This is a genomic window from Phycisphaerae bacterium (genome assembly GCA_012729815.1).
Classification (GTDB): domain Bacteria; phylum Planctomycetota; class Phycisphaerae; order JAAYCJ01; family JAAYCJ01; genus JAAYCJ01.
In genome coordinates this window covers 13,219-38,382 of sequence record JAAYCJ010000269.1, presented here as the reverse complement: position 1 = coordinate 38,382, position 25,164 = coordinate 13,219, and the positions used below count along the sequence as shown (strand labels likewise).

Annotated in this window: 15 protein-coding genes and 1 tRNA gene; 13 read left to right on the top strand and 3 right to left on the bottom strand. The window is 64.5% G+C overall.

What is annotated here, in order from left to right:
- Positions 1-53 precede the first annotated feature (53 nt).
- On the bottom strand, positions 54-2,786 hold the full coding sequence (locus GXY33_17705) for an NTP transferase domain-containing protein (protein NLX06976.1): 2,733 nt from the start codon (positions 2,784-2,786) through the stop codon (positions 54-56).
- A 252-nt stretch (positions 2,787-3,038) separates the two neighbouring features.
- Here GXY33_17705 and GXY33_17700 point away from each other — a divergent pair, with 252 nt between their 5' ends.
- The 3 genes from GXY33_17700 to dinB all read left to right on the top strand — a co-directional run bounded on the left by GXY33_17700 (position 3,039) and on the right by dinB (position 6,457).
- Positions 3,039-3,473: a hypothetical protein gene (locus GXY33_17700; protein ID NLX06975.1), complete on the top strand. Its 435-nt coding sequence runs from the start codon at positions 3,039-3,041 to the stop codon at positions 3,471-3,473.
- Between the two features lie 188 nt (positions 3,474-3,661).
- The gene (locus tag GXY33_17695) at positions 3,662-5,011 is read left to right on the top strand and encodes a beta-glucosidase (GenBank protein NLX06974.1); all 1,350 of its coding nucleotides are present in this window, start codon (positions 3,662-3,664) and stop codon (positions 5,009-5,011) included.
- A gap of 231 nt (positions 5,012-5,242) precedes the next feature.
- Positions 5,243-6,457, top strand: coding sequence for a DNA polymerase IV (gene dinB / locus GXY33_17690; protein NLX06973.1), 1,215 nt, complete (start codon positions 5,243-5,245; stop codon positions 6,455-6,457).
- A 23-nt stretch (positions 6,458-6,480) separates the two neighbouring features.
- Here dinB and GXY33_17685 read toward each other — a convergent pair whose 3' ends face one another.
- Positions 6,481-7,359, bottom strand: a complete 879-nt coding sequence (locus tag GXY33_17685) for a DUF4097 domain-containing protein (GenBank protein ID NLX06972.1) — start codon at positions 7,357-7,359, stop codon at positions 6,481-6,483.
- 423 nt (positions 7,360-7,782) lie between these two features.
- Here GXY33_17685 and GXY33_17680 point away from each other — a divergent pair, with 423 nt between their 5' ends.
- The 9 genes from GXY33_17680 (at position 7,783) to GXY33_17640 (ending at position 24,311) form a co-directional block, all read left to right on the top strand.
- Positions 7,783-10,182 carry a PAS domain S-box protein gene (locus tag GXY33_17680; protein NLX06971.1) on the top strand — a complete coding sequence of 800 codons (2,400 nt, stop codon included), beginning with the start codon at positions 7,783-7,785 and terminating at the stop codon, positions 10,180-10,182.
- A gap of 120 nt (positions 10,183-10,302) precedes the next feature.
- A complete protein-coding gene (locus GXY33_17675; GenBank protein NLX06970.1) occupies positions 10,303-11,811 on the top strand; it encodes a hypothetical protein in 1,509 nt (502 codons plus the stop codon).
- A 35-nt stretch (positions 11,812-11,846) separates the two neighbouring features.
- Entirely contained in the window at positions 11,847-13,220 is a 1,374-nt protein-coding gene (locus GXY33_17670) for a M20 family dipeptidase (protein NLX06969.1), read from the top strand.
- A gap of 377 nt (positions 13,221-13,597) precedes the next feature.
- Positions 13,598-18,316, top strand: coding sequence for a hypothetical protein (locus GXY33_17665; GenBank protein NLX06968.1), 4,719 nt, complete (start codon positions 13,598-13,600; stop codon positions 18,314-18,316).
- Positions 18,317-18,516: 200 nt separating this feature from the next.
- Positions 18,517-19,482, top strand: a complete 966-nt coding sequence (locus GXY33_17660; protein NLX06967.1) for a 4Fe-4S binding protein — start codon at positions 18,517-18,519, stop codon at positions 19,480-19,482.
- Positions 19,483-21,273 carry a hypothetical protein gene (locus GXY33_17655; protein NLX06966.1) on the top strand — a complete coding sequence of 597 codons (1,791 nt, stop codon included), beginning with the start codon at positions 19,483-19,485 and terminating at the stop codon, positions 21,271-21,273.
- 53 nt (positions 21,274-21,326) lie between these two features.
- On the top strand, positions 21,327-22,250 hold the full coding sequence (locus tag GXY33_17650) for an ABC transporter permease (protein ID NLX06965.1): 924 nt from the start codon (positions 21,327-21,329) through the stop codon (positions 22,248-22,250).
- A gap of 120 nt (positions 22,251-22,370) precedes the next feature.
- Entirely contained in the window at positions 22,371-23,441 is a 1,071-nt protein-coding gene (locus GXY33_17645; GenBank protein NLX06964.1) for a Gfo/Idh/MocA family oxidoreductase, read from the top strand.
- Between the two features lie 30 nt (positions 23,442-23,471).
- Positions 23,472-24,311 carry an RNA methyltransferase gene (locus tag GXY33_17640; GenBank protein ID NLX06963.1) on the top strand — a complete coding sequence of 280 codons (840 nt, stop codon included), beginning with the start codon at positions 23,472-23,474 and terminating at the stop codon, positions 24,309-24,311.
- Positions 24,312-24,377: 66 nt separating this feature from the next.
- Here GXY33_17640 and GXY33_17635 read toward each other — a convergent pair.
- Positions 24,378-24,460, bottom strand: a tRNA-Tyr gene (locus GXY33_17635).
- Positions 24,461-24,614: 154 nt separating this feature from the next.
- On the opposite strand from GXY33_17635, the gene GXY33_17630 reads away from it, so the two are divergent.
- Positions 24,615-25,106, top strand: a complete 492-nt coding sequence (locus tag GXY33_17630; protein NLX06962.1) for an NYN domain-containing protein — start codon at positions 24,615-24,617, stop codon at positions 25,104-25,106.
- The last annotated feature ends 58 nt before the right edge of the window (positions 25,107-25,164 follow it).

Sequence of the window (25,164 nt, the reverse complement as noted above, 5' to 3'; positions counted from 1 at the left end):
TCCTGTCGGCCGCACGGGGCAGCCATCAGACGCTGGTCCGATTTCCTGACCAATTATACCGCAATCAGACCCGATCCCGCCACCGGCTGGCAGACGTGGATGAAGGGGTCGGATTTCATCTGGCTGTAGTATTCGCGTTTGAGGGTCTCGACGACCCCAGCGACCGCGTCGGGGCGCGCCAGGATCATGATGCATCCGCCGAGTCCCGCTCCCCCGAGCTGGGCCCCGTGGACCCCATCGATCGGTCGGACCGCGTCGATCATCTTGTCGATCTGCGGCGTCGAACACTCGTAGGCCCCGCCCTGCATGTAGAGCTGGGCGGCCAAAACCCGCTGAGGGTTCTCGCTGGCCAGGTCCTCGCAGAGACGGGCCAAAGCCGGATCGCCGCAGTCGTAGCGAAAGCGGCTGGTCCGCCATCGGCCGTTGGACGACTTCCTGTGAGACGCCACGCGGTCGCCGTCGTGGCTGACCCGCATCAGCCGGCCGAACTCCGCCGTCCGTCCCTGCTCGAGCAGTTCCGGAGCCAGCAGGCTGCGCTCGCACTCGGCGATCCCGTAAAGCAGGACGCCGCGCAGGTCGTAGCACTCCGGGTTGCGGTGCGACCCGAAGACCCGCTCCAGTCGCGGCTGGTGACGCTCCGAGAGCGTCTCGCGGATCGTCTTGGCCGGCATGTACTCGGGCACGGTCAGCAGGTGGCGGTAGATCTGGCTGATCGGGCAGTGAAGCCGCCGAGGATTGATGTCGCGAACGTGCGCCAGCAGATGGTCGAGCTGCGGAACGCGGTCCTTCAGAAGCATCAAGCTCAACTCGTAACTGGCCACCTTCTGATTGAACTTGTCCTTCGCCGTCGCGCTCTTCTTGGCGTCGATCCCGCTGTGGGCGATGATCACGCGGCAGTCGGACGGAAAGTCGTAGATCTTCTCGATCTGGAAGGGCAGGAACCGCACGTGGGCGAGCTGGCCGCGCCGCCCCATGCTGATCGCGGTGTGGTCGGCGGCTCCGCCGCGCGAACCGACGAACCACTCGCCCTCGCCGCACAAATCCACCAGCTCGGTCGGATTGACGTTCAAACCGTTGAAGGCGACCGCGGCCTCAGCCGAGGCCACCACCATCGCCGAACTGCTCGACAAACCCGCCGCCATCGGAATGTCGCCCGCCACCGCGGCGTCAAACCCGGCGATCCGAATCGTCGTGAACTGCTGCTGGAGCCGGACCATCGACGCCTTCACGTAATTGCTCCAGTCGCCCTGCGTCCGCGAAAGAATCGAGCGGACGTGGTCGCTGTTGACGTAGCTGAGCCAGTCCTGCCACTCGATGTCCCCCAGAAGCTCGCGAAGCGAAAACTCGCGGTCGGGGAACTGTTGCGGTTTGTCGTTGCAGAGGGTGACGGTGTCATCCTCGCGAGGAGCGGTGACGAACACCACGTCGCGGTCGATCGCCATGACGTTGACCGCGCCGCCGCGGTGGTCCACGTGCCGGCCCAACAGGTTGATCCGGCCCGGCGCCCGCACGACGATCGCCTTACGCTCGACTCCGAAGCGGCAGATAAACAGCTTGATCGCCCGAACAAAAAGCTTGCGACGGTCGTGAATCAGACCGGCGTCGGGACCGTAGATCTCCGCGAAGCGGCGATTCAAACCCGCAGGCCAGCTCTCAAAAAGCTCGAGCCACTTGCCCGCCGGACGGTACGACCCAGCGGGCAGCTTCGCCACCGCCGCCGACAAAACGCCCGGTGCCTCGTCCTTCTCGGACATCGCCATGCGCCGAAGCGTGTCCTCGACGATCAGCAGCTCGTCCGGCGAATTGAACGCCATCACGTCCGACGGGTCGGACAGCTTGTGCTGCGAGAGCTTCCACGTGCGGTCCGACGCCTCCGCCACCAGTTGGATCGCGTCCGTCAGATAGTACTCCCGCTGGGCGTTCTCGTTGCTCAGAACGGGCAGGAAGCGATACCAGAATTCGCTCCCGCCCAAGTAGACCGAAAGGTTCACGGTCTTGCTCTGACGCTCGATCTGGTCGGCGGCCAGCCGCTTGCCGCCCAGCGAAAGGCTTCCGCCGTGCGGGCCGAACAACTCAATGAGCTTCCGCCCGGTGACCGAACCCGCCTCCTTGATCGCCTGGCCCGCCGGACCGAGGGCCTTGGCCAGCTTGCCCTCGTCGGCGATGTGTTGGCGGCCGGCCCGGATGATCTGCTGATAGCTGAACTGGGCCGACGGCCGGCGGCCCGCCTGTTTGAGCAACGCCTCGACCACCCGGCCCCGCTGAATGTCGCGAAGCTCCACATTGCCGAGAATGCGGCCGACGCCGTTGGTCATGATCCGCCCAGCCGTGCTGACCTGGCCGCCCTGCCGCTTGGCCGAGGTGACGAACGCCATGTCGGACCGCGAACGAAGATACTCCTCCGCCAGCTCGTGAATCACGTGCGGCTGGATGACCTTGTCGCCCGCGGTAATCAAAATCGGCCCGCGGTGATCCAGGTTGCGCAGGGCCTCAGCTGCGATCTGCGCCGCGTGCCCCGTCCCAAGCTGCTCGCCTTGGTAGACGTACAACACGTGCGGAAACTCCCGGCTGACCGTGGCGATCACGTTCTCCGCCATCGCGCCGACCACCAGGACCATCCGCCGCACGCCAAGCCGGTGGAACATCCGCAGCGTCCGCACGATCGCCGGCACGCCGTCGATCGGAAAACAGACCTTGTGGCGGTCCGCCGACCGCATCCGCGTCCCCCGCCCTCCGCACAAGATCGCCACCGCCGTCTCACTCAGAAGATTCTTCGTCTTACCCATGTCCAACCGGTCTCCCAGGATGAGTGCTACTCGGAAATGTAATTATAAATAATGATACAGCCTCCGGCGAAGGTGATTTTCAGCGAAAGCACTAAGCACGTTCTGCTCTGGCATTCTGGAGCCCTCAACCGTCTTCCTGTGATACGATAGCGATCAGGAACTCGTTCAGGACACTCTTGAGGGCGATACCGTGCGGCGGTAGGATGGTCGACGGCAGGGGTGTGGGGGTTTGAATCTATGAGAGGAGCGGTCATGGCGCAGGTTCTTTTGGCGGCTATCGTGGGGCTGATGGCGGTGGGGATCGGGATGACGTTCTATGTCGGATCGGAACTGAAGCAATTCCTGAGCCGAGTGCCGCAGTTGCGGTCGCAAGAAGATTTGGATGAATACCGCCGAATGGCCGGACGGCAGATGTACGCCGCCCTGATCCAGATCGTGGTACTGGGCACGCCCTTTATCCTGTTCATGTACGGCGTATTCAAGGGTTACTTCAACTGCATCCACGTTCTGCTCTACCTCGCTTTAAACGGGGCGCTGTTCATGGTCAGCATGATGATCAAACAGATCGAATTGCAGGTGCGTCAGCTTCCCGCAGCCAATGAGGCCATCGCGGCTGAGCGGGACCGGATCGTGCATATCTGGCGGACCAAAGCCCTGCCGAACTGGAAGACGGATCGCGGGGCGTAAAAGCGGCGTCTGATGGCTTGACGGGCGGTCGAAGCGGGCGTAGCATCATAGACGCCCGATCGCGGGAGGTTAGGGCCGGTGCGGCCGAAAAGGCCGCTTTTTCGATGGAGGCGATGATGACCAAGGGATTGAACTGGGATGTGACGTTTCCGCATGCCGAGCTGCGCCCGGACAAGGCGCCGGCGGGCATGCCGCTGCGATACCGCTTCAGCGACGATTTCCTCTGGGGGGTGGCGGCGGCGGCGGCCCAGATCGAAGGGGCGTGGAACGAGGACGGCAAGGGCGAGAGCATCTGGGACCGCTTCTCGCACACGCCGGGCCGCATCAAAACGGGCGAGACCGGCGACGTGGCCGCCGACCACTACCACCGCTGGAAGGAAGACATCGAGTTGATGAAGGCGTTGCACCTTTCGGCGTATCGCCTGAGCCTCTCATGGCCGCGAATCCTGCCCGAAGGGCGAGGACGTGTGAATGCCGCCGGTCTGGATTTCTACGACCGGCTCATCGATGAACTGCTCCAGGCCCGAATCACGCCCTTTATCACCCTCTACCACTGGGACCTGCCGCAGGCGTTGCAGGACCAGGGCGGCTGGGTCAACCGCCAAACCTGCCAGGCGTATGCCGAGTACGCCCAAACCGTCTTCGACCGCCTGGGCGACCGGGTCGAATCGTGGATCACGTTCAACGAGCCGTTCTGCACGGCGTTCCTTGGCTACGGGTGCGGCGTCCACGCACCGGGCCAGAAGAACATGGCCGATGCGTTCCAGGTCACTCATCACCTCAACGTCGCCCACGGCATGGCGGTGGGCCTGGCCCGCGAGCTGATGCCGGACGCCCAGATCGGCACCACCCTCAACGTCTGGAAGAATCATCCGGCCGACGACTCGCCGGAGGCGGTCGAGGCGGCTCGCATCTACAACCAGCTCTACACCTACTGGTACCTCGAACCGATCTTCAAGGGCGAGTATCCGCCGGACATCATGCGAATCATCGAGCAGAAGGGATGGGCCCCCAAATTCGAAGTCGACGACTCGGAGCTCATCAGCCGCAAGATCGACTTCCTGGGCCTCAACTACTACTGGATCGACTACATCACGCCGCGCGGAAACGACCCGGTAATCGGCACCGGCAAACTCGATCTGCACCACCTGCCCAAAAGCGAGATGGGATGGCCGGTCGTTCCCGAAGGACTCTACGAGACCATCGAGGACATCAACCGCTACTACGGGTCGATCCCCATCTACATCACCGAAAACGGCTACGCCGAAGCCGACAAACCGGATGACAAACAGTTCGTCGCCGACGACCTGCGGATCGGGTACCTGCGAGACCACCTGATCCAACTGAACCGGGCCATCGCCAGCGGCTTCGACGTGCGAGGCTATTTCCTCTGGACGCTCTACGACAACTTCGAATGGGCCGAAGGCTACGCCAAGAAACTCGGCATCGTCCGCCTCGTCCCGCAATCCCTCGACCGGGTGGCCAAGAAATCCGCCCTCTGGTACAGCGCCGCCACCCGCGACGGCGGCTTTGTCTAGTCCGGAACCGGACATTCCGGCAAGATCAAGGGGGCATTTCAAGTGTCCCCTTTTTTTGTTGGTGAAACTCCTAACGCGGTGGGCGGGGCCTTGACGATATGCCTAACAGTTGTTAGGATGACATTGGATGGAAAAGAGGGATCGGAGGCTTGGTCCTGTCGGCTTGGATGCCGGAGTTGGGTGTGACGCCGCAGGTGCGCGCGGAGTGGGACCGATTGGAGGCCAACGTCTGTGGCTCGGGTGATTTTTCACATCGATCTGGATGCGTTTTTCGCATCGGTCGAGCAGCTCTTGAATCCCGGACTTCGGGGCAAGGCGGTGGTCGTCAAGGGGCCGGGCGAGCACCGGACGGTGGTGGCGGCGGCTTCGTACGAGGCGCGGCCGTTCGGCGTGAAGGCGGGCATGCCCGTAACCCAGGCCCGTCGGCTCTGCCCGCACGGGTTGTTCGTGACCGGACGGGCGGGCGTCTACGCCGATTTCTCGGAGCGGGTCTTCTCGGTGTGCCGGAAGTTTTCGCCGTTGGTCGAGCCGGCGAGCATCGACGAGGGGTACATCGACATGACGGGCACGGACCGGCGCTACGACGGCCCGCCGTCGAGTCGTTTTTGGCCGGTGCAAGCGGCCCAGGGGCTGAAGCTGACGATTCGCAGGCGGATCGGGCTCAACTGCTCGATCGGGATCGGGTCGAACAAGCTGATCGCCAAGATCGCCTCAAGCTACGCCAAGCCCAACGGGATCGCCATGGTGCTCGAAGGATTCGAGAAGCGTTTTTTGACTCCGCTGCCGGTCGAGACGCTGCCGGGGATCGGAAAAAAGTCGCTGGCGTGCCTGGCCGCGCTGGACGTGCGGACGGTGGGCGATATGCAGGCCCTTCCGGTCAACCTGCTCAAGGGAATTTTCGGAGCGGTCGGCGAGGACTTCTACTACCTGGCCCATGGTTTGGGATCGGATCGCATCGAGGAACCGGAAGACCCCAAAAGCGTTTCGCGCGGCACCACACTCCAGCGGGACACATACGATATCGCACTGGTCAAACGGGTGATGCGGGAGTTGGTGGAGGACGTCGGCCGCCAGCTTCGGGCTTTGGGATTTTGGGGACGGCTGGTGACCCTGCAGATCCGCTACGGCGATTTCACCACGGTCGGGCATCAGGGTCCGCTGGCGAATCTGACCAACCTGGACCACGAGATCTACCCAGCGGTGTGCCGCCTCTTCGACCGCCTCTACGACCGTCGCCGATCCATCCGCCTCGTGTGCGTGGGAGTAAGCCGTTTGGCCCGCCAGCCGATCCGGCAGATGGAACTGTGGACGCCGGACCGCCACGACAAATACCAGAACGTCTACCAGGCCTTCGACCGCATCCGCAGCCGCTACGGCGAAAAGGCCATCGGTTTCGGCAAAGAAACGGACGAGGCGAAATGCTCCCCCTCGTCCGTCGGTGATTGAGAATAGCTCGCTTCTCGATCTGTCTACATTCCGCTGAAGGTGATCCAGCCGTTGGAGCTTCGCGCCTTGATCAGGCCGCCGCCGCCGTTGAGCGTGGCGGTGACGGACCGCGTGGCGGTCTCCAGGTTGGTGATGGTAAAGTCCTGCAGTTCGGTGACCACGCGGCCGAGCTTGGTGCTCAGGTCCAGATCGGCCTTGGTCGTGGCCGCGGGCACTTCAATGTCGATCGCCCCGTTGGAGGTCTGGACGTCGACGGCCTCGGTTCCGGCGATGGCCGCTTCGACCGTGATCTTGCCGTTGGAGGTCACACCCTTGACCGCTCCGACGATCCCCGTCAACACCAGCTCGCCGTTGGACGAGGTTACGTCGATCGCACCCGTGTTGTCGGTGACGGTGATCTTGCCGTTGGAGGTGACAGCGGCGACCTGGCCCTCATTATCAATGACGGTGATGGCTCCGTTGTCCGTCTCCAGTTCCAGGTCGGCGCCCGCGGGCAGGGTGATCGCAAAATCGACCTCGTCGCGGATCTGGCCGGAGACTTCTTCGAGCAGAGCTTCGATTTCCAGTACGGTGTTGCCTTCGCCGCTGGTCGCAATCCGGATCTCGATGTCGTCCAGCCGCGTCTGGGCGGCGGCGTCGTCCTCGCCGCGGGCGGTCTTGGTGCCGGCGACCAGCACCTCGGTGGCGTTCGGGTCGACGGTCACGCGGATCTCGCCGTTGGCGGTGCCGACCCGGACGGTCTCGACGCCGTCAAAGGCGTAGGTTTCCGAGATCGACTCGCTGGCTTTGCCCAGCCACAGCTCCACGTCAACCACAAAGGTCAGGTCGCATCCGACCAGCGCCGCGGTCAGCACCGCGACCGTCGCCATCCACCGTTTCGCGCTCATCCGCTTGGTCCGCATCTTTGGGTCTCCACAACGCACTTTCGGCCTGGTTGGAAATCGCTATCGGTGATAATCGATTGAGGGCCGGGGCTGCCCGGCCAACCGCCTGGGCCAGACTGCTCCGCATTATAAATCGGGCCGGCTGATCGATCAATCCTTTTGATTCGGCGTCTGCACAGCAACTGACCTACGACCGCATCCATCGGCAGGACAGGCCGGATCGCAACAGGCGGTCCCGAATTTGACATCGTCACACTTAGCCTATAAGATATTTTAAAGGACGTTCGGGGGCGGCCCATGCCGACGGACGGCGATGACAGGGGTGGGAAGTTTCTCTATCAAGCCGATCAGCATCCATCCTGCGATTTCAGGGAACGATCCGACAATCAATCCGGTTGCCGAACCAACGGGCCGACTTGCAGTTCTTAAGGGATGCATCTCATGTCGCCGGTTCGCGGGTCGAGTTGGCCCAGGGGAATACTGGAAATGCTGCTGGTCGCGGTTGCATTCTACGCGGCGGCCAGCGTGGGATATCTTGCCGCCATTCCTCCCGGCAACGTCTCGCCGGTGTGGCTGCCTTCGGGAATCGCCTTGGCGGCCATTTTGTTGTGCGGCTACGTCGTCGCTCCGGGGATATGGCTGGGGGCTTTTGCCGCCCACGCTCAGGCCCTGTGCGGCGGGGGTGCTGAACTATCAGTGGCTTTACTCGCCGGCGGCACGATCGCGGTCGGGGCCACCCTGCAGGCGGTTTTCGGGGCGTTTCTGATCCGGCGTCTGACCGGGACGGCCAATCCATTCGACCGTATCGGCGACGTTTTCGCCTTCGTGGTCGCCGCCATGGTCAGCGTGCTGGTCAGCCCTACCGTCGGGGTTACCAGCACCATGCTGGCCGGTTCTGTCGTGCCGGCACAGTACCTGTACACGTGGTGGACGTGGTGGTTGGGCGATCTGGTCGGCGTCATCATCGTCGCGCCGATAGTCGTCCTGTGGCGTCCGTCGCACCAGCGGTTGCTCTTCGAGCGTCCAGCGGAGTTGGCGCTGGTCCTGCTGCTGATCCTGCTCGTGGGCGATCTGATCTTCGGCGCGCCCTTTCTCGTTCTGGAATCACGCTACCCGATCGGGTTTCTCGTCATCCCGCTGATCCTGTGGGCGGCGTTCCGGTTGGACCAGGGCGGAGTGGTGCTGGCGATGCTGTTGACCACACTGCTGGCGGTCTGGGGCACCTACGAGGGGCGAGGGCCGTTCCGCGGCTGGTCGCTCAACGAATCGCTGTTGCTCCTTCAAACGTTCCTGGCGGTGGTGATGGTGATGGGGTTGGCGCTGGGCGCCAGCCTGTTCGAGCGCAAGCGGGCCGCCGACGCGGCGCGGTACCGGGCGCTGTTCGAGAATTCCCGCGATATCATTCTCCTGGTCAACCCGGATGACGGCCGGATCATCGACGCCAACACCGCCGCGGTCGAGGCCTACGGCTACGACCGCGAAGAGCTGTTTCTACGAACGATCTTCGATCTGCGGACGCAGGCGACGTCGCCTCCGATCGAAACACAGATGCAGACCGCCGACCACGACGGGCTGCTGTTCGAAACGGTCCACCGGCGCAAGGACGGCTCCGAGTTCCCCGTCGAGGTCGGTTCGCAGGGCCAGACGTTCGGCCACCAGCGGATCCTGCTGAGCATCATCCGCGACATCAGCCAGCGACAGGACGCCGAGCGCGAGCTTCGCGAAAGTGAGGAACGGTTTCGGCGGTTTTCCCAAGCGTCGTTCGAGGGGATCGTGGTGTCCCGGGACGGAGTGATCATCGACGCCAACGAGCACCTGTCGAACATCCTCGGCTACTCCATGGACGAACTGCGCGGGATGGAGATCCGCCGGTTCATCCATCCGGAGGACTGGCCGTGGGTGGTGGCCAGCCTCACGGAGAAACCCGGCCTGCCCTACGAGGTCCGGACGATCCATAAGGACGGCCACGTGGGAGTGGCCGAGGTGAGAGGCCTGGATGCCCCGGCTTCCGGCGGCGCCGTCCGCATCACCGCCGTTCACGACATCTCGCACCTGAAGCGCGCGGAGGCCGAACTCCGCCGCCATCGCGAGCATCTCGAGGAACTGGTCGAGGAGCGGACCGCCCAGCTCCAGGCCCTGAACCAGGAACTGGCCTCCTTCTCCTATTCGGTCGCCCACGACCTGCGGGCCCCGCTGCGGTCCATCACCGGCTTCAGCCAGATCCTGCTGAAGGACTACACCGAACGCCTCGACGATCGCGGCCGCGACTTCCTCCAACGCTCGGTCAACGCCGGACTGCGAATGGCCGAAATCATCGACGCCATGCTCGCCCTCTTCCAGCTCAGCCGGGCGGAGATGCAGCGGCGGGAGGTGGACCTCTCAGCGATCGCCGAGCAAATCATCGAAGACCTGGCCAGCCAGGCGCCGGATCGCCGCGCGGAGTTGGTCATCGAGCCGAACGTGACCGCTGAGGGCGACCGGTCCCTCCTGCGGACGGTGCTCGAGAACCTGCTGGGCAACGCTTGGAAGTTCACCGCGGGGCGCGAGCCGGCCCGGATCGAGTTCGGCGCGCTGCGCGGGGCGAGACCGACCGTCTATTTCGTCAGGGACAACGGCGCCGGGTTCGACATGGCCTACGCGGACAAGCTGTTCAAGCCGTTTTCGCGCCTGCACGGCCAGCAGGAATTCTCTGGCGTGGGGATTGGACTGGTCACCGTCGAACGGATCGTTCAGCGGCACGGCGGACGGATTTGGGCGGAAGGCGAACTCGATCGCGGAGCGACGTTCTATTTCACCCTGGCCCCTGAACCGCTTGGCGATGACACGCCGGGGGACGACTAGATCCCCCGATGGATCGTTCGTCGATTGCCAATCGTTTTGGGTGAAACGATCTGGTATAGTGACTCCGTACGTGATGATTCTGGTCCTGGTACGTGAATGTGTGGTAAGGATGCAGGTGCGATGCACGATGGTGGATCTGGATCGGTTGAAGGTTTGCGGATCGGCTGGGCGGAGGCGGACCTGACGCCGGATCAGCCGGTGCTGGTGTCGGGACAGTTTCACGCGCGGGTTTCGGAGGCGGTGGCCGATCCGGTCACCGCGACCGCTCTGGCGATCGAGTCGCGCCGGCCCGATGGGCCGCCGGCCCAGGCGGTGCTGGTTGGTTGCGATTTCGTGTCGATCCCGGATGCGCTTCGCGACGACGTGCGCAGCCGCCTGCGGAGCGTCCTGCCGGACCTGGACCCGATGGCGGTGTTCCTGAACGCCACGCACACGCACACCGGTCCCGAACCGCGGGTGCACGATGACGTGCTGCAAGCCGGTGGCGGTACGGTTGCCGGCTGGACGGGACTCGATCTGCCCGTGATGCCGCCGGCGCAGTACGCCGCGATGGCCGCCGAACGTATCGCCACCGCGGTGATCCGGGCGTGGCAAAGTCGCGAGCCGGGCCGGATCGGCTTTGGCTTGGGTCAGGCGGTGATCGGCTACAACCGGCGGATGTGCTATCGGGGCGGTGAGGCCCGGATGTACGGCGATCCGAACGATCCGGACTTTACCCACATCGAGGGCGCGACGGACCCGAGCGTCAACGTGTTGTACACGCAGGATCGCGCCGGCCGTCTGACCGGCGTGGTGGTCAACGTGGCCTGCCCGGCCCAGGTCGGCGAGATGGACTTCCAGATCAGCGCGGACTACTGGCACGAGACGCGGCGGGAACTGCGCGGGCGGCTGGGCGCCGATCTGCACGTTCTGCCGCAATGCAGCGCCGCCGGCGACCAGGTGACCGCCAAGAGCATGATCCTGATCGGTTGGCCGGCCCAGGAACGGATGTGGCGGTTGTTGGGCCGGACGCAGCGGCAGGACATCGCCGCGCGGATCGCCGATGCGGTGGCCGCCGCCCTGCCGTGCGCGGAAAAGGAGATGGCGGACAATCCGCTCGTCGTGCACCGCCTCGTCACCGTCGAACTGCCGCGACGGATGGTCACCCAGGACGAGGCCAACGAGGCGACGGCGGCGGCCGAAAACTGCCGCCGACAGTACGAGTCGTTGCTGGCCGACCTGGATGCCCATCCGAAAAAACGAAATGAACCGCGATGGTACGTGCCGATCACCAAGGCCTATCGACAGATGCGATGGAACCAGCGGGTGGTGGAACGGTTCAACACGGAGCGGGACCAGCCGCGGGTGCCGATCGAGGCGCACGTGCTGCGGCTGGGCGACGTGGCGATCGCGACCAATCCCTTCGAATACTATCTGGACTACGGCCTGCGGATCAAAGCCCGCAGCCCCGCCATCCAGACTTTCCTGGTCCAACTGACCGGCTCCGGCACGTACGTACCCACCGAACGGGCGGTCGCGGGCAAGGGCTACGGCGCCGTCCCAGCCAGCAGCCCAGTCGGTCCCGAAGGCGGAGCCGAACTGGCGGACCGGACGGTGGCGATGATCCGGGAACTGTGGGGACTCTCGTAACATGCAGAAACACCTGTAGCGTGGAGGAACGAGCGATGACCGATTTTGCCCAACAGGTAAATCAGCGGTTTGAAGAATTCCAAGCGAGACTTCTTGAATTCTTGCGGTTCCGGTCGGTCAGCGCCGACCGGGCCCTGCACGGAGAAGTCGCCGCGGCGGCCAGGTGGCTCGCCGACTACCTGCACGAGTTGCTGGGACATGCGGAGATCCACGATGGGCTGGGGCTGCCGCTGATCTACGCCCAGACGGAGCAGGACCCCGACAAGCCGACGGTGCTTTTCTACGGACACTATGATGTTCAGCCGGCCCACCGTGAGGACGGCTGGGCCACCGAACCGTTCGAACCGACGATGGTGGACGGCCGGATCGTCGGCCGAGGCACAGCGGACGACAAAGCACCGATTATTCTTTATCTTTCAGCAGTCCAACTTCTAAGGGAACAGGGGGCGTTGCCCGTAAACCTCAAGGTGATCTTTGAAGGTGAAGAGGAGTCGACAGGCGAGGCGATCTTCAAGTTTGTCGAGGGCCGACGCGATCATCTGGCCTGCGACCTTCTGATCAGCACGGACGCCGGGGGATTTGCCCCGGGCCGGCCCGCCATCACCTACGGGACGAGGGGAATCGTCTACAAGCAGATCGATGTGACCGGTCCTAATCAGGACTTACATTCAGGTACGTTCGGCGGGCTGGTGCCCGATCCGGGGGCGGCCCTGGTGAGCGTCCTGGGCCGACTGATCGGGCCGGACGGCAGGATCGACGTGCCGGGGCTGTACGATAGGGTCCGGCCGATCGCCTCGGAAGAGCACGAGCAGTTCCTCTCGCTGGATTTCGGGGAGGAGGACCTGTGTCGGCGGCTGGAGGTCGAGGGTCTGGCCGGGGAGCCGGAGTTCCTGCCGGTCGAGCGTCTCTGGTGCCGCCCGAGCCTGACGATCAACGGCCTGGTGGGGGGGTATACGGGTGAAGGGCCCAAGACGGTGCTGCCGTCGAAGGCCTCAGCCAAACTGTCGGTGCGGATCGTGCCCGACCAGACCCCGCAGGAGATATCCGCGCTGCTGGACCGCCGCATCCTGGACCTGGCGGACCGGCGGGTCAGGACGACGGTTCAGACGCTGGGACTCGCTGAGCCGTACCTGGGTCCGCGGACCGGCCCAGCGGTGGCCGCCACGTTCAAGGCGGTACTCGGGGCGTTCGGGATCGAACCAGCCATGGTCCGAGAAGGCGGGACGCTCCCGATCATGCCGTTTTTCGCCCGGAAACTGACCGAACGGATCCTGCTGCTGGGCTTTACCCGGCCGGATTGTGGGGCCCACGGGCCCAACGAATACTTCCACATTGACGACTTCCGCCGAGGAATCCACGCGGTGGCCCTGTTGCTTGAGGAACTGGGGCGAGGCGGGGTGCTTCGATGAGCGGGGGGACGGGTTTTTACCCCTTGGCGACCGGGCCGGAGCATGATATAATGTATTTCAGCCAAAGCTGTTAGCGACAGGCCCCGGCGGAGAGAGAGCGACGAGCATCGCCGCCACAAACGCCCCATAGTGTGCAGGTTGACTCCGGATACCCGATGAGCACCCAGCGAAAACGCCTTCACCTGACGACCCTCAGATGCGGACAGGACCGGTTTTGAGCGTTGAGTTCGCCCGGGTTCCAGTTGCAGCGACAGAATCGCGATCTGGAACCATGCCGGACACGCGGTTCGGCAGTGGCGGTCTCGTTGACGTGCCATTGCTGATGCCAGTATAATGAAAAGGATAGATAGGCCCAGCGAAGATAGGAGAAGCAGGCTATGGTAAGAGGAAGGTCTTGCGCCGAGGCGTTGACCAACACGCATGCCGCCAACCACTTGGGGATTGTTCTTACTGTAGCCTTTCTGGTGGGGAGTTTGCTCGGGCTGGCGATGCTGGTTTCCCTTCCCGGCTGCGGAGGGCCGTTCGACCCCAACACGATCGACCCGAACGTGACTCCCACTCCGACCCCGCCGCCCGAGGGTTACAAGCTGACGGTGGCGACCACGGGCGTGGGCTCGGTAACTCGGACTCCCGACTCCGACGGTTATCAGGTCAATGAGCAGGTGCGCCTGCTGGCAACGCCGGGCGAGGGGTGGATGTTCGTGGGGTGGTCCGGAGCGGTCTACGGGAGCAACAACCCGGAAAACCTGGTGATGAACGCGAACAAGGAAGTGACCGCGATCTTCCAGGAACTGCCGCCGGCCGAGCGGACGCTGACGGTGAACGTGGAAGGCCAGGGCATGGTGGTTCGCGACCCAGCCGGCACCAGCTATCCATTGAACACCGAGGTGACGTTAACCGCGGTGGCGGCCCAGAACTGGACGTTCAGCCACTGGGAAGGCGACCCGGTGGACGGGAACACCAACGCTGAGGTCACCGTTCTGATCGATGAGAACAAGTCGGTGACGGCGGTGTTCCGCGCCAAGCCGCGACTCCTGGTTACGGTGCTGGGCGAGGGCACGGTGGATCCCACCGGCGGCTACTACAACCTCAACGCCCAGGTGACGCTGACGGCGACGCCAGCCAGCGGCTGGCGGTTCGACCATTGGGAAGATGACGCGACGGGCACGTCGGCGACCACCGCGCTGACGATGGATGACGACAAATCGGTCACGGCCGTATTCGTGCGGCAGTACACGCTGACGGTCGAGGTGACCGGCGAGGGCACGGTCGATCCGTCGAGCGGGCCGTATGACGAGGACGATGAGGTGACGCTGACCGCGACGGCGGCCAGCGGATGGGTCTTCGACCATTGGGAAGGCGACCTGTCGGGGACGACGAATCCGGCCACCATCGTCATTGACACGGGCAAGACGGTCCGCGCGGTCTTCAAGGAGCTGTTCTCGCTGACCGTGATGTACGTGGGCCAGGGCACGGTCGATCCCAACGGCGGAACCTACGCCGACGGAACGGAGCTGTCGCTCAGCGCAGCCGGCGCGGTCGGCTGGCGGTTTGACCATTGGGAAGACGACCTTTCGGGCACCGACAATCCCGAGACGCTGACGATCGACGCGGACAAGCTGGTGACCGCGGTGTTCGTCGAGCAGATGACGCTGACGATCACGGTGGTGGGTCAGGGCAGCGTGGAGACCAACCCCTCGGGCACCCAGTTCGACGAAGGGGCCGAGGTGGAGCTGACCGCGGTGCCGGATGAAGGCTGGCAGTTCAGCCACTGGGAGGGCGACCTGACCGGCATCACGAATCCCGAGACGCTCTACATGGATGCGGACCGGGAAGTGACGGCGGTCTTCACCGAGCGTCCGCAGTTGACGGTGATCATCGAAGGGCAGGGAACGGTCGCCCCGCCGAGCGGGTTCTACGACTGGGATGAGACGCTGGAGATGACCGCGACGCCGGCCAGCGGCTGGGTGTTCGACCACTGGGAGGGCGACCTGACCGGGACGGACAACCCGCAGGACCTGGTCATGGACGAGGACAAGACGGTGACCGCGGTGTTCCTGGGCACCTACACCCTGACCACCAGCGTGGTTGGGGATGGCGACGTGGACCTGGATCCCACCGGCGGCACCTACGCCTCCGGAACGACCGTGACGGTGACCGCGGTGCCCGCCTACGGGCGGCAATTCAGCCACTGGGAAAGCGACGACGACGAAGACATCGATGGTAGCGAGACGAACCCCGAAACGGTCACGATGACCGAGGACAAGGCGATCACCGCCGTGTTCATCGAGCCTCCATCGCTGCGGATGAGCATGGAAGGCCAGGGCACGGTGACCATCGTCAACGTGACCACCCCGGACGACCCGAACAGCCCGTACGTGCTGGACAACCCGGACGACGAGCTGGAGATCGAGTTCCCGTTGAACACCGTGCTGCAGATTACGCCGACCGGTGGAGGCGGACTGTGGGTCTTCGACCACTGGTATGACTGGTACCGGCAGAATAGGATTCCGACTCCCACAGCCGACTGGCCGGCGGGCGAGACGGTGCCGGGCCACGAGGAAGCGGACCCGGAAGGCAGCTACTACCTGACGATCGACGGCCGCAAGGATCTGACCGCCCACTTCATCCAGATCACGGGCGATGCCATCACCAGCGTCACCAATTCGGTCGAGTCCACCACGGACGCCCTGATCTTCCGCGACAGCCTCATGGTTAAGGTGGGCATATCCGAATTCTACGGCGGCCTGCCCTACTACGAGTACTACTACACGACCAACGGCTACGAGCCGGACCAGGGCGATACGTTCTACCTCGAGCCGCCGGAGCCGATCGAGATAACCAAAACGACGACGGTGCGGAGCCGGGTCTACGATCCGGTGAACCAGCGCCGCGACGGGCACTCCGTGCAGTTCGTCAAGATCGGGGACGGCGGAGGCCTGCCGGACGACGGTTACGGCGACCCGAACGATCCGAATACCCTGGTCGTCGCGCCGGTGCATATCCCGCCGGCGGACGCCGGGTGGTACCACACGATCGAGGTCCGCGAGGACCGCACGGTCTGGGCCTGCGGCGACAACCAGTGGGGCCAGATCGGCCAGGGCCACCTCGAGGGCATTCCGCTGTTCGGAAGCAACCACTCCAGCCAGATGTTCCCCGAGATGACGCAGGTCAAGGGCGAAGGCGGAGTGGGATTCCTGACCGGCGTGCTCGCCGCGGCGGCCGGTGGGTTCCACAACGTGGCGGTCGATGCCGACGGGAACGTCTGGTGCTGGGGCCTGAACGACTACGGTCAGTGCGGCGACGGGACGTTTACCACGCGTCCATCGCCGGTCCAGGTGATCCGCGAGGACACCGGTCAGCCGCTGACGAACGTCGTGATCGTCGGCGCCGGCGCTTGGCACTCGTTCGCCGTCGATACGGCGGGACGGGTCTGGAGTTGGGGCCGCAACGACCGGGGCCAGCTTGGCGACGGCGGGACCGTCCAGCACTACGGAGCCGTCTGGGTCCGCGATCCGGGCGGTCTGACCAACCTCGGATCGCTGGGCGTGGTGACGTACATCACCGGCGGCTGGTACCACAGCATGGCCATCATCGAGGGCGCCCTGTACACGTGGGGCGGGAACTCGAAGGGTCAGTTGGGCCTGGGCTTCACCAGTCCCGAGTTTCTGCCGGGCAGCAAGTTGCCGCGGCTGGTCAACACCGGCGGACAGGCGGTCGTGTCGGTCGACGGCGGCAACACCCACACGGTGGCCGCCCTGGCGGACGGCACGGTCTGGGCGTGTGGCAACAATGAGCAGGGCCAGTTGGGCGTGTTCGGCCCTGAGCATGAGCCCCCCGGCATTGCCCTGAGCTCAATTCCGGTGCCGGTGACGCAGCACTACAAGTACGATCCGAACGATCCGGATGCTTTAGTGGACCCCCAGACGGGCGATTTCGCCAGTCGGTTCATCGTGCAGGTGGCGGCGGGCAGTTTCCACTCGCTGGCCCTGGAGTCCGTCGGCAGCGGCGCCGCGGAAGAGTACCAGCTCTGGAGCTGGGGGGCCGGGAGTAAGGGTCAGCTCGGCTTCGTTCACACGTACACCGGGCCTTCGGAGTTTGACGCGTTGATCGCGGTGGCGCCGAATGTCAGCACGTTCTACCTGCCGGATGAAGCGGCAAGCCGCTCTCTGCGGGTGTACGAGTTGGGAAGTCATCACCTGGCGTACACGGCGGAAATCGTCTGGCCGGGCGGCACCGCCGAAGAGGACAAATGGGTGCAGATCACCTCGGGCGCGGAAGGCTCGACGCCCGGAATCATCACGTTGGGATTTGCCGCGAACGACCAGCCCAACGATCCGGAGAATCCGGGCGAGATCATCGCCCGCTCCGATGCGACGCTGTCGATCAGCGCGGCGGACGCCGCGAACTCGCCCCAGGAGATCGCGCTCCTGCAGGCCGCTCCCACCGACGATCCCAGAGTCTATGCCGAATGGCAGATCGAATCGTACGAATCCAAGCTGTCCAAGCTTGTCACCCAGGAGATCGTCGGGGCGCCGGTGACCACGTCGCGGAATCTCTACATCTGGAACAACGGTGGCGAGGATCTGAACTGGACCGCCTCGTCGGCCAGTCCCTGGATCAGCATCGGTACGGCGAGCGGGACCAACGGCGCCACGGTCGTCGTGCAGGCCGCCGCCACGGATCTCCTGTCCGACAGCCGGACCGCCACCATCACGCTCGGCGGAAACGGCGGATCGCAGATCCTCGGGCTCAGACAGGGCCGGTGGCTCTCGCCGGCGTCCCTGTCGGGCGGCGGCGGGTCGCGGGATCTGCCGGTTGCGGTCACTCCGTTCGGCGTCTATGATCCCGAAAGTGACAATGCGCTGGCCGGGGTGCTGAGCATTGCCGCCGGCTACGAGCACAGCCTGGCCGTTCATGTCTCGCGCCGCCTGTTGGTCTGGGGCAATGGCAACTACGGCCAACTCGGGAACTGGTCGCGCGACATCAAGAGCCTCCGGGACTGGGCCTACTGGGCGACGGACGCCGAACACGAGGCCAACGAGTGGAACTTCAACGGCAACCGGTGGAGCGACCTCGACTTCTTCCTGTGGTGACCGTCCGGTTGGTCGGCGCTTGAGGAAACCTACGGGACTTGCGGCCGGCACCGCAAGTCCCGTTTGTCTTGCCGCTGGCGGTTATCCGGCCGACGTCAGGAGTCCGGCCGGTTGTTGATCGGCGGTCCGTTGCCTATAATTGCCCTTGCGAACGCGGGAACTGAAAGCGGGAGTTGGGTCCGCATCGATTTCGAGGAGCCATGAACGTACTGAAGCGCAACACGCTGGGTCGAACCGGCCTCGAGGTCAGCGAGCTGTGCCTCGGGACGCTGACCATGAGCTATCTTCAGGCGGGCATCCCGCCGGAGTCAACCGAGCCGGTGTTCCAGAAGGCCCTGGCGATGGGAATCGACTTCTTCGATACGGCCCATCGGTACCGGACGGACGAGCACGTCCGGCTGGGCTTGGGTCAGCGCCTCGCCGACGTGACGATCGCCACCAAGATCTCCGCTGCGACGATCGAGGAGGCCGAGCCCCAGCTTGCCGAGACCTTCACCGGGCTGGGCCGGCAGACCGTCGAGATCATGCTGATGCACCAGGTCGAAAGCGCCGACGCCTTCGAGGCCCGGCGGCCGGTCCTGGATCGGCTGCTGGAACTGAAGCGGGACGGGCGGATCCGGGCGGTGGGTTTTTCGACCCACACCATCGCCGGCTGCGAAGCGGCCCTGGCCAACGCGGACCGGATCGACGTGCTGATGCCGGTGATCAATCGCCGCGGCCTGGGCATCGCCGACGGGTCGCTGAGCCGCCAATCCGAGGTGCTGGCCGAAGTGCACCGGGCGGGCGTCGGAATCTACGCGATGAAGCCGCTGGCCGGCGGCCTGCTGCGCAAGGAAGCGGTCGAGGCCCTCAACTTCGTGCGAGGTCTGGAGTTCGTCGACAGCGTGTGCGTCGGAGTCAAGACGGTGCAGGAGGTGGAACTCAACGCCGCCATCTTCTCCGACGGACAACTGGAGATCAGCCGGCAGGCCCTCGATGAGGCCGCCCACCGCGACCGCCGGGTCTTCGTGAACTTCATGTGCAAACGGTGCGGGGCGTGCGCCGAACGGTGCGATCAGGGCGCGATGACGATGGGCGGGCAGCGGGCTGAAGTCGACCCAAAACGGTGCATCCTGTGCGGGTATTGCGCCGAGGTGTGTCCACAGTTTGCGATAAGGGTGATATAGATGAAGCAGTGGATCGGGATATTCGGCGTCGCCGTTTCTGCCGCATTGATGTTGGGCGGCTGCGGACGTGGCAGGTCGGACGATATTGACGGGCCGGGCAAGAAGGTCCGGTACCTGGCGCTGGGCGCGAAGGTGCGCGGGCTGGACCCGGGCGACATCGGCGATACCACCAGTTCGGCGGTCGGCAGCCAGTGCTACGAGTGCCTCTATCAGTACAGCTACCTGAAACGGCCGTACGAGCTGGAGCCGGGCCTGGCCGCGGCGATGCCGGAAATCAGCGAGGACCGGCTGACCTACACGATCAGGCTCCGTCCGGACGTGCGGTTCGTCGACGACCCGTGCTTTCCCGGCGGCAAGGGCCGGCTCCTGACCGCCCACGACTTCGTCTACGCCTGGAAGCGGATTGCCAACGTTAAATACCTCAGCCGCAACTGGCCGTTCCTCGAGGACAAGATCGTCGGCCTCGACGAGTTCCGCCAGTACACCCAGACCGTCGCGTCGGCCGACCAGGTGGACTACTCGCAGCCGGTCGAAGGCCTCAAGGCCGTCGACGACCATACGCTGCGGATCACCCTCAAGCGTCCGTGTCCGTATTTTCTCTACACCCTCGCCCACCTGCCGTCGGCCCCGATGGCCCGCGAAGCCGTCGAGTTCTACGGCGACCAGATCCAGAACGTCACCGTCGGAACGGGGGCGTTCACCCTCAAGAGCTGGAAGCGGGGCTCCAAGATCGTCCTGGTCCGCAACCCCAACTACCGCGAGGAATTCTATCCCACCGAGGGCGAGCCGGGCGACGATGAAGCGGGCCTGCTCGAGGACGCGGGCAAACCGCTGCCGCTGGTCGACGCGCTGGTCTACACGATTATCGAAGAGGATCAGCCGCTGTGGCTCTCGTTCATGAAGGGCAAGATCGACTCGGCGGGCATTCCCAAGGACTTCTTCAACCAGGCGATCACGCCGGAACGCAAGCTCAGCCCCGAACTGGCTCGGAAGGGAATCGAACTGGTCGTCCAGGAGCAGCCGGACAACTACTGGTTCGGGTTCAACATGGAAGACCCGGTGGTGGGCAAGAACCGGCCGCTGCGCCGGGCGATGAGCTGCGCGTGGAACCGCCAGGAGTACATCGACGTCTTCAACAACGGCCGAGGCTACCCGGCCAAGGGCATCTTCCCGCGCATGTTCAAGGAATACGATCCGGCCATGGAGAACCCGTGGACGGAGTTCAATCTGGACCGGGCCCGCGAGCAGATGAAGGAGGCCGAGGCGATCCACGGCGGGCCGATCACCGTCACGCTCTCGCTGCCCGGCACCGACACCACGGTGCGGCAGTACGGCGGGTACTTCCAGCGGTCGATGGAGAAGATCGGCCTTAACGTGGTGCTCGACTACATGGACTGGCCGACGTTCCAGGACAAGGTGCACCACAAGTCGGTCCAGATCTTCTCGATGGGCTGGGTCGCCGATTTCCCCGACGCCCAGAACTTCCTGTTCCTCTTCTACGGGGCCAACGTCTCGCCGGGCCCCAACAACTTCAACTATCGGAACCCCGAATTCGACGAATTGTACAGCCGGTTCGACACCATGGACCCTGGTCCGGAGCGAGTCGAACTGGCCCGGAAACTGGAGCGGATCGTGGTTGACGACGTGCCGTGCATCTTCAGCGCCCATCGCGTGGCCTTCGTGCCTTACTACAAGTACGTGCGGAACTACAAGCCGCACGCGTTCGGATGGGGCGCGGCGAAGTACTCGGACCTCGATCTTGAGCTGCGCAAGGAGCTGGTGGGCCGGTGAAGGCGTACATCATTCGTCGGCTGCTGAACGTGATCCCGATCGTCTTCGGGGTGATGGTGATTCTGTTCATCCTGTTTCACCTGGTCGGAGGCGATCCGGCGATCGAGATGGCGGGCAAGGGCGCCTCCGCTGAGACGCTCGAACAGGTCCGGCGGGAGTACGGCTTCGACAAGCCGCTGCTGGTGAACCTGCACGCCTTCGAGGATCGCGGGCTTGCCGGCCTGGTCGACTCGCAGTTCTTCCACCACATATGGGACTCCGTAACGTTCGATTTCGGCAAGTCCTACCGCAGCCGACGGGACATCACCGAGATCATCAGGGAAGGCGCGATCCCCAGCCTGAGCCTGACCGTGCCGATCCTGCTGTTGGGGCTGCCGACTGCCCTGGCCGTCTCGCTGATGGTGGCCTACGTGCGCGGGACGCTGGCGGACCGCGGGCTGGTGGTCCTGTGCGTGCTGGCCATGAGCATGCCGTACCTTTCGTACATCCTGTTCGCCCAGTGGTTCTTCGCCTACAGGCTGGACCGGTTTCCGGTCTTCGGCTACGAGGAGGGCTGGGCCAAGATCGAATACCTGATCCTGCCCGTGCTGATCGGCGTGGTCAGTGGCCTCGGCGCCGAGGTGCGGTTCTACCGGACGGTGATCCTCGACGAGGTCCACGCCGACTACGTGCGGACCGCCCGGGCCAAGGGGGCTTCGGCCCACCGGGTGCTCTTCAAGCACGTGCTCAAGAACGCGATGATCCCGGTGATCACGCGGGTGGTCCTGGCCATCCCGTTCCTGTTCCTCGGCTCGCTGCTGCTCGAACGGTTCTTCGGCATTCCCGGACTGGGCTACCTGACCATCGAGGCGATCCACTCACGCGACTACCCCGTCATCAGCGCGATGACCTTCATCGGCGCCCTGCTCTACGTGTTCGGCCTGATCGTCACCGACATCTGCTACGCCCTGGTCGATCCGCGGGTCGAGCTGCGCTAGGCGCTCGAGGGGAACTCGGAATCTCCTTGGTTGACACATCCCACAGTTGGCGATACCTTGACGCGCCGATTGGGTTTCTGCCTGTGATCCAGTTTGGGAAGGGTCTGGAGGAGAAAAGGCATGGCTATTCGTTTCGGCGCTGCGGGACTGCGTCGCGGCAGAGGATTTGCCACGCTGATCAACGTCCGCCGCGATTGCGAACTCGTGGCCGTCTGCGATCTGAACCGCGAGCGGGCCGAACAGGTCGCCCGCGAAGTCGGGTGCAAAGCCTTCGACGACTACGACGCATTCTGCGCGGCCGACCTGGACGCGGTCGTCATCGTCACGCCGCCGTCCACGCACCTTGCGTGCACGCGAAAGGCGATGGCGGCGGGCAAGCACGTGCTCTGCGAGATTCCTGTGGTGATGAGCCTGGAGGAGGCCGACGACCTGCTCGAAACCGTCCGCCGCAGCGGCCGGATTTACATGGCGGCTGAGAACGTCAACTACTTCCCGATCGTCCAGGAAATGCACCGGCTGGTTCGCGAGGGTCGCATCGGCCGGATCGCCTTCGCCGAGGGCGAATACATCCACGACTGCCGGCACATCGTCTTCGACCGCGACGACGGCCTCGGCGGCGGGACGCACGACGCGCCCAGTTGGCGGGGCGAGTTCGAGGACATCCGCTACTGCACCCACGAACTGGGACCGCTGCTGCTGATGATCGACGAGCCGATCGCCTCAGCCGTCTGCAGCATCGGCGCAGCCCCCGCCCAGCGATATCCCGGCGAAGTCCGCGCCGCCGCGGCCACCTTCCAAACCTCCGGCGGGCGGGTCATCCGCGAACTGCGGGCCTCGAGCATCGCCAAACAGCCGGAGTTCCACTTCCTCGGCGTCTACGGAACCGTCGGAGCCATCGAAACCAACCGCTACCGCTGGTACGAGGAGCTGATGCTCTACACCGAAGCCGAAGGCAAGACGCAGACGATCCCGTGCAGCCTGACCCACGCCGACGCTCCGCCCGAAGCAAGCGCCGGCGGGCACGGCACCAGCGAATACTACATGATCGGCGATTTCATCCAGGCTATCATCAACAACGAGCCGCCGTACCTCGACGTGGTCCGAGGCCTGGAAATGACCGTCCCCGGCATCTGCGCCGCCGAATCCGGCCGCCGCGGCGGAATCAAGATCAACGTGCCGACCTACCGCTGATACAGAGCTGACAAACAGGAAGAACTGGACATGGCATCGCAGCCGCCGACTCGAATCGACAGCCGACACAACCCGCTGATCCGCCGCGTCAAGCGGCTTCAGGAGCAAAGCCGGGCGCGCCGCAAGCAGAACGCCTTCGTCATCGAGGGCGCCGTCTTCATCTCGCGCGCGATGGCGGGCCATCGAGGAATCGAAACGCTCCTGTTTTGCGACACGCTGCTCGACGAGGCCGGCCGATCCCTCGTCCGGCAACTGCGGACCGACGGCGTCTCCTGCGTGGCCCTGACCCAGCCGGTGTTCGAGCACGTCAGCGAACTCAACAACCCCGACGGCTTGGCCGCGATCGTCACCGGCGGCCGGACCGACCTGGACTCGCTGGAGGTCAGCGAGGCGGACGTCTTCGTGTGCCTCAGCGATATCTCCGATCCCGGCAACCTGGGGACCATTCTGCGGACCATCGACTCCGCCGGAGCGTCCGGCTGCATCCTCGTCGGGGAAAGCACCGACCCTTACCATCCGCGAGCCATCCGGGCCGGTCGAGGCGCGCTCTTCTCGGTCCGCGTGGTTCACGCCGCCGACATGGACGCGGTCTGGACGTGGGCCCGCCGGCGCCACGTGCAGACGGTTGCCACCTCAGCCAGGGCTGAACGGTCCATCTGGCAGGCCGAACTTCCGCTCCCGCTGCTGTTCATTTTGGGCAACGAACACGAGGGCCTGCCCCAGTCCGCCATCGACGCCGCGGACCAGCGCGTCACGATCCCGATGCGGGGCAGTATGTCCTCGCTCAACGTCGCGGTCGCTGCCGCCCTGCTCCTCTACGAAGTCAGACGTCGCCAAGCCTCCGGCCCCGACGAGCGGGAATCGAACTGATCCCGACCGCTGGTTTTGACCTTGGACGGAAGGCGGCCTCGGACGAGACCGCCGTGTGGATGTGAATGGGCGCGGGTGGATTCGAACCACCGAAGGCTCACGCCAACGGGTTTACAGCCCGTCCCCTTTGGCCGCTCGGGCACACGCCCAGTCCACTGCTACCCGCCTATGGTAGCGATTTCGGCCCGTTTGACAAGAGCCTTTGGCCGAAAATTCTACTGCAATTATAGGGCCGGGGTCGATAATTGCAAGTGTCTGGCCGAAAACTGGTTACAGAATTCTCCAGCCGATGCCAGGAGGCCCGTGAAGGTTCTGATCGACGCCTACAACCTGTTCCACGCCGCCAAGCGCCAGGTCGAGGCCCCGGAGCGCCTGACCGTCGCCGCGCTGATCGCGACGCTGGACGCCTGGACCCGCCAGACGCGCCACGAGGTGCTGCTGGTCTTCGATGGCAAGCCGCCGCCCACGCTCCATGAGGCCGGCGCGCTGTGCCGGCGACTGGGACTTCAATTCGTCGGACCCAAGCTCACCGCTGATGCGGCGATCATCGAGTTTCTCACCACCTACAGCGCTCCGCGCACGCTGCTGATCGTCTCATCCGACCGCCAGATCCGCCGGGCCGCCAAAAAACGCGGCTCTAAAATGATGCCCAGCGACGAATTCTGGACCGAAGTCAGCCGGAAACTCAGCCGCCGGCGCCCGCCGCGGGAACCCATGGAGAAACGCCGCGGCCTCGCCGGCGATCAGAGCATCGACGACTGGATCCGCGAATTCGGCCTTGATGAGCAGCCGTGAAGCTCCGGATTCGCCGATTTCGGTATCCGGAAAAGGGGGGTTTCAGTAAAATAACGAA

Coding starts and splice junctions, on each gene's coding strand:
- GXY33_17640 (NLX06963.1), top strand. CDS start 23,472: ATGGCATCGCAGCCGCCGACTCGAATCGACAGCCGACACAACCCGCTG.
- GXY33_17675 (NLX06970.1), top strand. CDS start 10,303: ATGCACGATGGTGGATCTGGATCGGTTGAAGGTTTGCGGATCGGCTGG.
- GXY33_17680 (NLX06971.1), top strand. CDS start 7,783: ATGTCGCCGGTTCGCGGGTCGAGTTGGCCCAGGGGAATACTGGAAATG.
- GXY33_17660 (NLX06967.1), top strand. CDS start 18,517: ATGAACGTACTGAAGCGCAACACGCTGGGTCGAACCGGCCTCGAGGTC.
- GXY33_17700 (NLX06975.1), top strand. CDS start 3,039: ATGGCGCAGGTTCTTTTGGCGGCTATCGTGGGGCTGATGGCGGTGGGG.
- GXY33_17685 (NLX06972.1), bottom strand. CDS start 7,359: ATGCGGACCAAGCGGATGAGCGCGAAACGGTGGATGGCGACGGTCGCG.
- GXY33_17655 (NLX06966.1), top strand. CDS start 19,483: ATGAAGCAGTGGATCGGGATATTCGGCGTCGCCGTTTCTGCCGCATTG.
- GXY33_17665 (NLX06968.1), top strand. CDS start 13,598: ATGGTAAGAGGAAGGTCTTGCGCCGAGGCGTTGACCAACACGCATGCC.
- GXY33_17670 (NLX06969.1), top strand. CDS start 11,847: ATGACCGATTTTGCCCAACAGGTAAATCAGCGGTTTGAAGAATTCCAA.
- GXY33_17650 (NLX06965.1), top strand. CDS start 21,327: ATGGTGATTCTGTTCATCCTGTTTCACCTGGTCGGAGGCGATCCGGCG.
- GXY33_17645 (NLX06964.1), top strand. CDS start 22,371: ATGGCTATTCGTTTCGGCGCTGCGGGACTGCGTCGCGGCAGAGGATTT.
- GXY33_17705 (NLX06976.1), bottom strand. CDS start 2,786: ATGGGTAAGACGAAGAATCTTCTGAGTGAGACGGCGGTGGCGATCTTG.
- GXY33_17695 (NLX06974.1), top strand. CDS start 3,662: ATGCCGCTGCGATACCGCTTCAGCGACGATTTCCTCTGGGGGGTGGCG.